The organism is Bacillus sp. FSL R5-0654, from assembly GCF_038008745.1.
GTDB lineage: Bacteria > Bacillota > Bacilli > Bacillales > Bacillaceae > Bacillus > Bacillus safensis.
Window position 1 is genome coordinate 3,284,869 of sequence record NZ_JBBOZV010000001.1, and the last position, 13,427, is coordinate 3,298,295.

At 36.9% G+C, this 13,427-nt stretch carries 9 protein-coding genes; 3 read left to right on the forward strand and 6 right to left on the reverse strand.

The window, feature by feature from the left end; all coding sequences use genetic code 11:
- Positions 1–143: 143 nt before the first annotated feature.
- Positions 144–1,064 (forward strand): polyisoprenyl-teichoic acid--peptidoglycan teichoic acid transferase TagU, encoded by a 921-nt coding sequence (gene tagU, locus NSS76_RS16825; RefSeq protein WP_341082483.1) that lies wholly within the window; start codon positions 144–146, stop codon positions 1,062–1,064.
- Between the two features lie 33 nt (positions 1,065–1,097).
- Here the strand turns inward: tagU and wecB are convergent, their stop codons facing one another.
- A complete protein-coding gene (wecB, locus tag NSS76_RS16830; RefSeq protein WP_341082484.1) occupies positions 1,098–2,237 on the reverse strand; it encodes a non-hydrolyzing UDP-N-acetylglucosamine 2-epimerase in 1,140 nt (379 codons plus the stop codon).
- Between the two features lie 269 nt (positions 2,238–2,506).
- On the opposite strand from wecB, the gene galU reads away from it, so the two are divergent.
- Positions 2,507–3,388, forward strand: coding sequence for a UTP--glucose-1-phosphate uridylyltransferase GalU (galU, locus tag NSS76_RS16835; RefSeq protein WP_008343198.1), 882 nt, complete (start codon positions 2,507–2,509; stop codon positions 3,386–3,388).
- A gap of 27 nt (positions 3,389–3,415) precedes the next feature.
- Here galU and tagH read toward each other — a convergent pair whose 3' ends face one another.
- On the reverse strand, positions 3,416–5,017 hold the full coding sequence (gene tagH, locus NSS76_RS16840) for a teichoic acids export ABC transporter ATP-binding subunit TagH (RefSeq protein WP_341082485.1): 1,602 nt from the start codon (positions 5,015–5,017) through the stop codon (positions 3,416–3,418).
- A gap of 19 nt (positions 5,018–5,036) precedes the next feature.
- Positions 5,037–5,864 carry an ABC transporter permease gene (locus NSS76_RS16845; RefSeq protein WP_044335380.1) on the reverse strand — a complete coding sequence of 276 codons (828 nt, stop codon included), beginning with the start codon at positions 5,862–5,864 and terminating at the stop codon, positions 5,037–5,039.
- A 293-nt stretch (positions 5,865–6,157) separates the two neighbouring features.
- Between NSS76_RS16845 and NSS76_RS16850 the strand changes: the two genes are divergently transcribed.
- A complete protein-coding gene (locus tag NSS76_RS16850; protein WP_341082486.1) occupies positions 6,158–8,695 on the forward strand; it encodes a glycosyltransferase in 2,538 nt (845 codons plus the stop codon).
- A gap of 107 nt (positions 8,696–8,802) precedes the next feature.
- Here the strand turns inward: NSS76_RS16850 and NSS76_RS16855 are convergent, their stop codons facing one another.
- From NSS76_RS16855 to tagD, 3 genes are all read right to left on the reverse strand, one after another.
- Positions 8,803–11,079, reverse strand: a complete 2,277-nt coding sequence (locus NSS76_RS16855; RefSeq protein ID WP_206534271.1) for a CDP-glycerol glycerophosphotransferase family protein — start codon at positions 11,077–11,079, stop codon at positions 8,803–8,805.
- Positions 11,080–11,127: 48 nt separating this feature from the next.
- A complete protein-coding gene (locus NSS76_RS16860; RefSeq protein ID WP_206534270.1) occupies positions 11,128–12,594 on the reverse strand; it encodes an alpha-glucosyltransferase N-terminal domain-containing protein in 1,467 nt (488 codons plus the stop codon).
- Between the two features lie 95 nt (positions 12,595–12,689).
- Entirely contained in the window at positions 12,690–13,079 is a 390-nt protein-coding gene (gene tagD / locus NSS76_RS16865) for a glycerol-3-phosphate cytidylyltransferase (RefSeq protein WP_034624575.1), read from the reverse strand.
- Between the last annotated feature and the right edge of the window lie 348 nt (positions 13,080–13,427).

Here is a 13,427-nt window from a genome sequence, read left to right on the forward strand (position 1 = left end):
TATTTTAAGGTAAATTTAAGGTTTTTTGAAACCTTTTTTTTGTTACAACGTCTATATCTAGGTTCAGAGTAAAAAAATAACTTGTTTATCAAGATTCGTAAACCTATAATCATGGAAGAATCATAGAAAAGGTGAGGGACATTATGAGAGCTGAAAGAAATAGAAAGAAGAAAAAGGTTCTTTGGATTGTTTTATCGATTATTGGCTTATTCGTATTAGCAACTGGCGGATACGCATATCATCTTTGGAACACAGCAGCATCGACCGTTGCAGGCATTCAGGAGAATTTAAAGAAGTCAGATAAGCGTGACAAAGATGTCGATTTAAGTAAGAAAGACCCGATTTCTATTTTAGTCATGGGTGTCGATGAACGAAAAAATGATCGAGGCCGTGCAGATACATTAATATACATGACAGTAAATCCAAAAACGAAAACGACCGAGATGGTGAGCATCCCGCGTGATACGTATACGAAGATTGTCGGAAAAGGCACAATGGATAAAATCAACCACTCCTATGCATTCGGCGGTACACAAATGGCAGCAGATACTGTAGAGGAACTGCTTGATGTACCTGTTGATTACTTTGTCAAAGTGAACATGGAAAGCTTCAAAGATATTGTTGATACACTTGGCGGTATTACAGTAAATAGCACGTTTGCATTTAGTTATGACGGCCATTCATTTGGTACAGGAGAAATTAACCTGAATGGGGATCAAGCCCTTGCCTATACGAGAATGAGAAAGCAAGATCCAAAAGGTGACTTCGGACGTCAGCAAAGACAGCGTCAGGTCATTGAAGGCATCATTGCAAAAGGTGCCAACATTTCATCTATTACGAAATTCGGCGATATGTTCAAAGTCTTAGAAAATAATATGAAGACAAACATGTCATTTGATGATATGTGGACGATGATGAATGATTATCGTGATGCAAGACAGCATGTGAAGCAGCACGAGTTGAAAGGATCAGGCACACGTATCAATAACATTTATTACTACCAGCTTGATGACAGCAGCCTTGCGAATGTGAAGAAGGAATTGAAGGAAAGTTTGGAGCAGTAAAAAAGAAGACTACAGAAATGTAGTCTTCTTTTTTTATGATTGAAATGGAACTGGTTTTTCTTCACTTAATCCAAAACGATGGAGAAGCTCTTCGACAATTCGTTTTGACGCTTGTCCATCACCATATGGATTAGACGCCTTCGACATGTTGTCGTACTCTTTCTGATCGACTAACAGCTGTTTTGCCATGTTGTAAATGGTCTCTTCATCTGTACCCGCGAGCTTCAGCGTACCAGCTTTCACACCTTCAGGGCGTTCTGTTGTATCTCGCAAAACTAATACTGGCTTCCCAAGAGAAGGCGCCTCCTCTTGGACACCGCCAGAATCCGTTAGTATAAAGTGTGAGGTAGCAGCGAAGTTATGGAAATCAACGACTTCAAGCGGCTCAATTAAGTGCACACGATCAAGATCACTGAATTCTGTTTGAGCCGCATCACGAACAGCAGGGTTTAAATGTACAGGATATACAACCTGAACATCTTCAAACTCTTCTACAATACGTCGAATCGCTCTAAACATGTTTTTCATCGGCTGGCCAAGATTTTCTCTGCGATGAGCCGTTAACAAAATCATTTTATCTGTGCCTATTTTCTCTAAAATAGGGTGTTGATACTGCTCTGTAACCGTTGTTTGCAACGCATCAATCGCAGTATTCCCCGTCACACAAATCGTCTCTTCTTTTTTATTTTCAATTAAAAGATTCTGCTTTGCCTCATTTGTAGGAGCAAAATGAATATCAGCAATAGTGCCTGTCATTTGTCGGTTCAATTCTTCAGGGAACGGCGAGTATTTATTGTGTGTTCTTAAACCCGCTTCAACGTGACCAACCGAAATTTGGTGGTAGAATGCGGCCAAGCTTCCTGCAAAGGTTGTTGTTGTGTCTCCATGAACAAGGACAATATCAGGTTTTTCCTCTTGGAATAGTTGATCTAGTTTCAAGAGTGCATTTGATGTGATTTCGGATAATGTCTGGCGTTGTTTCATGATGTTTAAATCATGATCCGGACGAATGTTAAAGGCTTTCAACACTTGATCAAGCATTTGCCGATGCTGTGCAGTCACAGTGACTGAGGATTTGATTTGCGGATGTTTTTTCAGTTCAAGGACAAGGGGTGCCATTTTAATCGCTTCAGGCCTCGTCCCGAATACAGTCATTACATGTAATGTTTTCAATAGTCGATGCCTCTTTCCTTCTCATTTATCATAAGTGTATTATACAAAAGAATAGGAACGAATCCTAATCATTCTATTTTCAATTTTTACATCTCCTTTACTCTTTTCAACATAAAAATTTACACAAACTCTTTACAATAGATAATGAATCAGATCATGCATTTATCGTAAATCATTTGTCATTTCTATCATTTGTAAGTTACACTTTATGAAAGATGAAAAATGAAGCCAAATCATTTTTTTTATATGTAAGGAAGGTGCAAAGTTCATTGAAAAAAGTACGTAAAGCCATTATACCAGCTGCAGGTCTTGGGACACGTTTCCTCCCTGCAACAAAAGCAATGCCTAAAGAAATGCTCCCAATCGTTGATAAACCAACCATTCAATATATTATTGAAGAAGCTGTTGAATCAGGAATCGAAGACATTATTATCGTCACTGGAAAAGGGAAAAGAGCCATTGAGGATCATTTTGATTTTGCACCAGAGTTAGAGCGCAATCTTGAGGAAAAGGGAAAGAGCGAGCTTTTAGAGAAAGTGAGAAAATCCTCTAACATTGCTGACATCCATTACATACGTCAAAAAGAGCCGAAAGGACTCGGACATGCTGTTTGGTGTGCACGTAACTTTATCGGTGATGAGCCTTTTGCTGTTTTATTAGGTGATGACATTGTTCAAGCCGAAACACCTGGACTGCGTCAGCTAATGGACGAATACGAAAAAACCCTTTCATCTGTCATCGGGGTTCAGCAAGTAGCGGACAGCGATACGCATCGCTACGGGATCATCGACCCACTTACACAAGAAGGACGCCGCTATCAAGTCAAAAACTTTGTTGAAAAACCGCCGCAAGGAACAGCACCATCGAACCTAGCCATCTTAGGGCGCTACATTTTCACACCAGAGATCTTTATGTACCTCGATCAGCAAGAGATTGGTGCAGGCGGAGAAATACAACTGACAGATGCCATTCAAAAGCTAAATGACATCCAGCGCGTCTTCGCCTATGATTTCGAAGGAAAACGATATGATGTCGGCGAGAAGCAAGGCTTCATTGAAACGACGCTTGAGTTTGCTCTTCAGGATGAAGAATTGAAAAAGAAACTCATTCCATTTATGAAACAGCTTCTTGAAAAAGAAGAAGTGAATTAAAAAAAGCTGCCGGCATCGGCAGCTTTTTTATTTAATGACTGAAATAGTCAGTGTATGCTGTTCATTATCAATGACAAACAGGTTGTTTTCGCCCTTCACTGCGAACTTTGTTCGTTTCTCATTCATCCAGACATTTTGTTCTGTCAGCCCAAGTGTGGAAGGAGAGATTGGCATAATATCGCGAAACACAATCGTGTTTGCCTGACCATTTTGAATGACATAGTCGGTTTTCTCTGTGGTCAATCGCTCAATCGTATCTCCTTGATCATTTTTCACTGAACTCAGCGTTTGCATTCTCTGTTTCAGCACAGATTCTTCTTTTCCAAGGAAAGACAGTAAATACTCATACGAACCTGCCGATGCAGGTGATACATAGGAATTAAACTGTCCTGGTCCAATGGATAATGACTTTAAATCCTCTGCATTTTGAAGCGCAGCAGGTTTAACAAAATACGTTTCTGACGCAGTTTTAATTTGAACGCTTTGTTTATTTTCAGCCACAGCCTGTACTTCTTGTCCAAATACCCAAGTGATATCGGCCTTTTTTTTCATGGCTTGGTCTTTGTAAACCGTAAGTGGATCTGCCGTGACTATCAGCTGTTGATCCACCTTTTTCATATCGGGCGCTCCCTTGGTCTGCGGATGCTTCGACTGAGGCGCTTCTGTCTTATCTGATGGGATTGCACCAAATGTCGCCAATGTACGAAGCGGGCGATCTGAAAACATCGATAAGGCTAGCAATAACGTTAAGACCGCTAAAACTGTCACTTGAAATGCGGGTCCGAACAATGAGCGGCGTTTTCCGTTCTCTTGATAACGAGACACCTTTTCTGTCTTTTGTATGCCTTTTCTGCCTTCCTTATGTTCCATTTGGTATTTTTGTTTTTCTTTCTTAGAAAGCTTGTTAAACCAGTCAACAAACTCCTTATATTCCTTTACGACCTTATTCGTATCATCAAACATGCGAAGCTCACCATAATGCATCCAAGCCACCCGATCACAGATTTTTTGGATTTGGCTAATAGAGTGACTGACAAAAAAGATCGTCTTTCCTTGTTCTTTGAATTCTGTAATGCGGTCCACACATTTTTGATAGAAGGTTTGGTCTCCAACAGACAGCGCTTCATCAATAATGAGGATATCCGGATCGATATGCGCTGAAATGGCAAAGCCAAGACGTGATTTCATTCCGCTTGAATAGCTCTTAACCGGCTGGTCAATAAAGTCGCCAATATCCGCAAACTCAACGATTTTTTCATAAAGCTCGTCTATCTCTTTATTCGTCAGTCCCATCATTAAGCACTTTAAGCGAATGTTGTCTTTCCCGCTTAATTGGTTGTTCAGCCCTGCTGCAATGGCAATTAACGAAGGCTGGCCGTCCATATCAATTTCACCACTTGTCGGTGGAATGATTTTCGCTAGAAGGTTCGACATTGTCGATTTCCCAGATCCATTAATCCCTACAAAACCAATTGTCTCGCCTTCATATACATCAAAGGACACATCACGAACAGCAAAAAAACCTTTTTCATTTTTATTAGGTAAAAACAGCCCTTTGATCTTATCCGACTGCTTTTTATATAGGACGTATTGCTTGGATACGTTTCGAAACGAAACCTTTAGTTTCATCGTATAATCTCCTTACTTTTTAAAGAAAATCGACAAATTTATCCCTGAATTTCATATGAAGCAATGAACCGATAGTTAAAAGAAGAAGCGTGATCAGCCAAAAATAAAGTGTGTATTTGACATCATGGAAGAACCATTCTCCCTTTAATAAGCTATTTCTGAAACCATCAATAATATAGAAAAGAGGATTCAGTCTTAATATGTCCCCAATCCACGCTTTGTCTCCAGTGAGCTTCTCTGAGATATTCCAAAAAATCGGCAGCAAAAAGAAAAGTAATCGTGTCACAGATTGTAAAAGAAATTGATAGTCTCTCACGAGTACACTAATCGTGGAATTAAACAAACTAAACGAAAACATAAACGCGATCATACAAATAAGATAGTATATATATTGCAGCCAATGTGCGTCAGGATAGATGCCATAGGAAATCAGCACAATTAGATAGACACCCATCATAACAAAGTAGCTGAACAAGTTGGACATAATCACCACAGACGGCAGCGCACTAATCGGAAAATTCATTTTCGATACCATATTAATGCGTTTAAACACACTGTTTGATCCATCAAGAATGGTCGGACTAATGAAGAACCAAGGGATTAAACCGGCTAGCATCCAGATGATAAATGGAACCTCCATGTCTCCAATGGCAATTGGCTGTCCTCCGCGAATGCCCATACCAAAAACAAACCAGTAAGCCAGCATCTGCATTAATGGATTTAAAAACTGCCATAAAACACCCAAATAATTCATCTGATATTTTGATTTTGTTTCATAAACAGCAAGTCGCATAATCAGCGGAAGTGAGCTGATTTGCTCTCTTAATATTGTAAACAATGCGTTCATTCTAATCTTCCTTAGATATAAGTTTTTGGGATTGCCTCTTTTAAAAAAATCACCGCTCATAATTGTAACAGATGTTGAGAAATATTTCACTTTTCAAAGCGAATGAGTATATTAAATAGTAGGGAAATTTGATCAAAATAAACACTGGTATATTCAGCTATTCTAGGTTACTAATTACCTTATTATATCATTGCTTTATAATTGTCATTAGAATATAATTATCAGGATAATTGCATTTCCAAAATAAATATCATTTTCCTATTATATATATTACATGAAGGGGCTTAACATTAATGAGAATCAAGCAATTCAAAAAAATCGTTACAAGAAAGATTAAATTTATTTTAAATCCACTAATTGAGTTTTCCAGAGATTCACGACTTCGTATTAGAAGTAAATACACCTCCTATTTAGAGAAAAATCCGGTTAGAAGTAATTATATTCTATATGAAGCTTATCATGGCAAAAGTATTTCTGGAAATTGTTACGCAATTTTTCTAGGCTTGATGAAAGATAGTACTTTTAAAGATTTACATCATGTTTGGGTCATTAATGATTTCAATGATCCAATGATTGCAGAATTAAAGCAGAAAACTTCTAATATTTCCTTTGTTAAAGTTGATAGCAACGAATATCTAAAATATTTAGCAACTTCAAAATATTTAGTTAATGATACGTCATTTCCTTTTTACTTTATTAAAAGAGAAGAGCAAGTATATATCAATACATGGCATGGAACTCCTTTAAAAACTTTAGGGAAGGATATTAATAAAAGATCAATGTCTGGTCATAAAAATATCCAAAGAAATTTGCTTCATTGTGATTACCTTATTAGCCCGAATACTTTTACGTATGAAAAATTACTAAAATCAAATGATGTATTTGGGATATTTGCCGGGGAAATTGCAAATATCGGTTATCCTAGAGTAGATTTAACATTAAACACTAACAGTGAAAGTGTTAAAGAAAGATTAGACTTACCTTTTAATAAAAAAATTGTACTTTATGCTCCAACATGGAGAGGAACAATAGGTGCCGAAGAGGATACTTGCTATACATTGCATAGTGAAGTGGTGAAAATTCAGCAGGCGCTTGGTGATGATTACTTAGTACTTTTAAAATCTCATTACTTTTCTTATAAATTTTTTAAACAGAGTGGTCTTGAACATCTTTGTGTTCCAAACTGGATTGATACAAATGAACTTTTATCAGCTATAGACATTTTGATTACAGATTATTCAAGTATCTTTTTCGATTTCCTACCTTTAAAAAGACCTATCTTTTTCTATATGCCTGACTTACGTGAATATGAATCAGAAAGAGGTTTTTATTTAGATATAACAAAACTTCCAGGACCTATCTGTGAAAATATAGTTGATTTAATTGACAGCTTAGGCCAACTAAACAGTTTAAATAACTTCAATAAACAGTTTGAAAGTCAATACAAAGAGTTTTTAGATGAATACTGCTCTTATGATGACGGAAATGCTACTGATCGACTCATTGACATAATATTTAAAGGGAAAAATCAAGATGAATTAATCAAGGTTGAAAGCAATAAACAAAAATTACTTTTTTATTGTGGGGGCTTCTACAATAATGGTATAACCGTTTCAGCGACTAATTTATTTGATCAGATTGATTACAGCAAATATGAAGTTGTCGTCATTGATAACTCAAATTATCATAAAGATAAATGGATGAACATACAAAAGCTTCATCCTAATGTTCATATTATTTATAGACCAGGTTTTGTTAATAGAACATTAAAAGAAACATATAAACAGAATCTAATTTTCCGTCGTGGTTTATACAATAACAAAATGTTAAAATACACTCCAGTAAACTCATACAAGAGAGAATTAAAGAGAATTATTGGTAATACGAAGTTTGATGTAGGAATAGATTTTGGAGGATATAACAAATTTTGGACTCTTCTTTTCGCATTCGGAGATTTTAAAGTCAAAAGTATTTTCCTGCATGCCGACATGATGAAAGAGTATAACAAGAAAGTGAATCACAAATATAAACATCGTGGTAACCTAAAAGTAATTTTCTCACTGTACAAGTTCTTCGATAGAATTGTTTCAGTTGCCGAATCGACTAACATAGAAAATCACTTGAACTTAAGCCCTTATATTCCTAATGCTTTAGAGAAAATGGTTTTTGTTAATAATGTAATCTCGCCTAACAAAGTCCTTCAAATGAAAGAAAATAAAGAGATTATAGAATTTAATAATGAGAAATATTTAATTACTTATCAAAATGATAAAAACGAATCCATCGGTCTTAATCTATCTGGGATTCCACTTCCAAATAAGGAGTATATCAACTTTATAACTATAGGAAGATTATCTCCTGAAAAAGGGCAAAAGAAATTAATTTCTGCTTTCTCACAATTACACAAGCATTATCCAAAAGCTGTATTGTATATTGTGGGTGAAGGGCCTTTAAAAAGAGAATTAAAGGATCACACAAAAAAGTTACATCTAGAACATTGTGTGTTTTTTGTTGGACAACTCGAAAATCCATTTTCTTTACTAGATGAATGTGATTGTTTTGTCTTATCTTCAGATTATGAAGGGCAAGGCTTGGTTCTCATGGAAGCAATGATTTTAAAGAAACCAATTATAGCTACCGATGTAACTGGAGTACATTCCGTCTTAGAGGGTGGATATGGATTATTAGTTGATAATAATGAAACTGCGCTATTTAATGGTATGTCTGATTTTATCCAGAATAGTATGGAACAAAAATCCTTTGATTACGAAAAGTATAATAGCGAGGCGCTAGATCTCTTCTACAAAAATGTCTGTACAAAAACTAATTAACCACTTATATAGAATAAAATTATATGTATTAAAAAACACCTTTGGATAATGGTCAAGTATTGAACTTGATACCTTCCAAAGGTGTTTTTCCATCTATAAGAAAACAATCAAAAGCGTTGTGAATTAAAAACTACTTCAACGACCCGCTTCGAAGATTCTCCAGTCTCTAAGTAACAGAATTTCTCATAAAACGGTGCAAATGAAGCTGGTAGTGTAAAGTCTGGCTGTTCTGTTTCTCTCACCCAGTCAATGACACTTTCTGTCTCTTTCACAAGTGGTCCAGGTGCTTCTTGTTCAAAGTCGAAGTAGAAGCCTCTAAGCTTGTCACGATATGTTTCAATGTCTGGCACATAGAACAGCATCGGACGTTTGAGGTTTGCATAATCAAAGAACACAGATGAGTAATCTGTGATGAGCAGATCAGAAATCATATAAAGGTCTCTAATGTCTTCGTAATGAGAGAAGTCATAGGCAAAGCCTTCATATGGTCCTAAATCAAAGTTTTCAGCAACTAGATAGTGCATACGCAGAATGATGATATATTCATCTCCGATTGCAGCTCTCAGTTCATGCAGATCAAGGTCTAAATCAAATTTGTACTGCCCTTTTCTATAAAATTGATCGTCTCTCCATGTCGGTGCGTATAAGATCAACTTTTTATCCAGCGGCAGGTTCATTTTTTGTTTCAGTGCTCTCATCGTTTCTTCATTGTTTTGATTGTGAAGGAAGTCATTTCTCGGATATCCTGACTCAATCATGGTCTTTTGGAATTGGAACGCACGTGTAAAGATTTCAGTCGAGTAGGCATTTGGAGAAATGAGATAATCCCAATTCGAGGCTTCTTTTGTGAAATTCTTTTTGTATTTCTTCGTGTTTGTTCCAGGCATATGCACCTCGTCCATGTCCATTGCCAGCCGTTTTAACGGCGTACCATGCCAAGTCTGCAAGTATGTTGTGTGATCTGGCTTTGGAACCCATAGCGGCAAACGGCTGTTTACGACCCAATACTCGGCTCTTGCCATCGCAAAGATCCATTTCAATGACAGACGATTGATATAGTAGATGCCTTTTTCCTTAAACGGTGCTTCATGACCCTTTTTAACGCTCCATATCAGCGTATATTCAGGGTGATGTTCTTTCATATACTCATAAATCCCACGCGGGTTACAACTGAATTGTTTTCCATTAAAGCTTTCAAATACAACGGTTTTCTTTTTCACAGACAGCTTACTCGCCAGCTTAAAGGTCGTTTTAAACGTTCTTGTCACAAGGCGGTTACGGACTTTTCTGATTTTGCCGATCTGCTTTTTGAATTTCTTCCATTTGCTTTTGACGTAATACTTCGCACGTGTTTTCATTGTGTAATCATTAATACGAATGCCAAGTGTTTGTCTCTTTTTCTTTCGGTACACTTCATATCGAATCGGTACATCGTTTCGTTTATGAATTTGAACAAGTCCTTTGAGTTTGTTCGAGCGGTCTCCAAGCACTAAAGAAGTGGTTGTTAATGTTTCCTCTGCTCCGTTCACATCGCAGATAAATTCAAGATAGAAGCGATATACAAGTCGTTTGTTCAAGGAATAGGTCAATTCCTCTAAAGGAACCTCTGCTAAAAATTGATAAAGCTGTGGTACACGTTGATCATCACGGTATTCGATCACTTCATCTTTTATATGGGTGATATTGACCGGAAAACGATGCTCAATTGGTTCTTCACCATTTTTCTTCAATAGCAGCTTTGCTTCTTTGATCTCATACGGATGTTCTGCACTTAATACGCCTGCATACCCGGATAGAGATAACATACACCCTTTGTTGAGATCGATATGATTGAATTTCACAACCTTTAGCTCACGCTTGATTTTCAAAGAAGCATTCCCTTTGTCTGTACGGTATGGAATGATACACAGCATGGCGTCTTTATTTTCTAAAAAGGTCAGCTCAGGCTTTTCTATTTCCATTTTTAAACGGCGTTTATAGTTTGACGTTTTCTCTTCAGATTCAATATCTGTATTGATACCCTCTTCTTTTACTTCTTCTTCCTCTTCTTCGGAATCAGAATCATAAGCTGAGTCCTCAAGCTCGTCCTCATCCTCTTCTTTGTTTGTGCTCAAATAGTCCGTGACATACAAGTTATATGTCTGGCCTTGCTCTAACGCAAGCGGCAGCGATGCTTCATTCAATACCAATTTGAATAGATTCTCTTCTTGATGGACAAGCGGAAGGAAAAGTTCTTGTTTCGAAACTCTCTCCCTCATAAACAAATAAAATTCTCTATCTGTTAATGGCATGTCATCGTTGATGCGAATCAGCATTTCTAGTTTCTCATGGTGATTTTTTAACCCTTCAACGACACTCTTCTTATGAATTCCCTCTTCAATCATTAATCGTTAATCTCCTCTGTTCAGAAATCTTACCGTTGTGTAATATCACTATTTCACTTTCCAAGAATAGTTGCCTTGTTTCGTTTGATATGACCATCCATCGATGGACGATGGTTTATTCGTAAGCAGCTCACCTTCTATTTCTAGACGCTGCAAAACCTCTTGAAGTTCTTCTGTTTTAAAACGAATGTAAAAATCCACAAATTTCGTTTGGTTGATTTCAATGTTTTTCTTTGTTTGAAAATGGCCGATTGGGAAGCTGACTTGATGGTTCTCATCGATTGTTTGAGAGATGATTTCAGCTCCATTCACTCGATCATATCCTGCGAAATCAATTTGCACATGATCCGCATGACTCATTTCACCTTTTAACTCGAGTTGAAGGTGAAGAACATGATGCTCAGAGCTTAGATCACGCAAGACCCATTTCATGCTGTCAACGATCCCTCTCAGTTCATCTTTATGCTCACGATTTTCGAGCATATGATGAATCGCCGTATTCCAAACAGTCTCTTCGTCAGAAGGAACAAGATAAAAATAGGCTTGTTCCCCCAATAGTTTTTCGACATCTTCTTTATGTTTAGTATCCCCAAAAAAGACAGCATCCACTTGCTGTTTTCTTATTTGTTTAAATAATTCTCCATATTGAGAATTGATTTGATGCAGATCTTCCTCATAATGTGCGTGATGCACAAATGCAGCGTAATAGGTTGTTTCAGGCTGATCGATTTTAAACAGGTGGCGGTCCTGATCACGATCCTCTGTGATCATCAGTTTCAAACGGTTATTTTGTGATTGAATGCTGGATAACCATAATTGTTTAATATCCGTCTTCTTTGTAAATGTTTGAATTCCTGTTTTTTTATACCAATTAATATGCCGGACTGGATTCTTTTTTACTTCTCCATGGTAGATGAACTCCATATAAATACTGCCATCGTCATTGATCAATTCCTCTAAGTATAGTGCACCTGTATGGGGAACAAAGCTTTGTACTCTGCATAAAACGCCCTGCCAATTATATTCTTCCCTTTTCACCAATTGCTGCTCTTCATTATATTGTTCAATATAACAAATGGGAGAAGAAGATCGTTCATATCTCGTCACCTGAATCGTGGGTTCATCTGCCGGAATCACTGCTTCATTGATCGAATGCGATGATTCACTGACAATAAATTCCGAGTAACGTCTCTTACTACCGCTTTCCGGTAGAATATAGTGTTCATACACATTCAAGATGTCAACATCAGAAGAAAAGATCTCTTCCATGCGGTGAATACTTTCCTTTACATTTGCATCATAATTCAAAGTTAAAATTGCAGTACGTTTGTGTTGATCAGCTAATGGTTTTATTCTTGCTTTTAAAGACTCAGTTAAGCTCTCATCCTCTTTTGGTACATCACCCATAATAAAATAGTAGTCCATATCAGGCATGTCAACTGATGTCATTGTTTCATGTTGTTCAGGTTGATCCAATGTGTCTTCAACTTTTTTCTTCATCCAATTTTGAAACAAAGGAAGCTCTCCTTCATAATATTGTTGACTTACTCATTGTATTTTACATGAAAAAGTACTTCTTACCAAAAGATAAGAAGTACTTTTTTGATCTATTAAAGTCCAGCAATTTCTTCTTTAATTTGGGTTGTCGAGATGCCTTCTGTTCTCTTCAAGTATACGACTTCGCAATGTTCTTTTAAGAAATCGAACTTGCCTTCCCAGTCATCTCCCATAACAAACACATCAATATCATGCTGTTGCACATCATGAATTTTTTGATCCCAGCTGTTTTCTGGAATGACTTCGTCAACATAACGAATGGTTTCAAGAATCAGCTTTCTATGCTCGTAACTGTGATAAGCTTTTTTTGATTTTTGTAAATTAAACTCGTCTGTAGAAATAGCCACCACTAAGTAATCTCCAAGCTGCTTTGCACGTTCTAGCAGCTTAATGTGCCCCCAGTGTAATAAATCAAATGTACCGTAAGTAATAACTTTCTTCATTGCAAACATAAACTCCTTTCTTTCATCCTTATTCGTCTGCTTTAAGCAGTAATGTTATCCGTAATCTTATTATCATCGATCATTTTTTCGCTCTTTGGAACTTCATTATATCACAACGCCTATGAAAGGTTAAGAAAATGTAAAGACAAACTATTTCCAATTTATTGGGCGCAGGAGGAAAAGTCCGAGGAATCAATGTTTCACAGAGGATCGTCCATTTGAATTGATGAAAATGTCATGAAATTTAAAGGTTTGTAAAGTTATTGTTAATATTTCATGGAGCATCTGTGATAAAATGATGAGTAGGCGAAGAATGAATTTACAATGAACGTTCATAGATAACAAGTT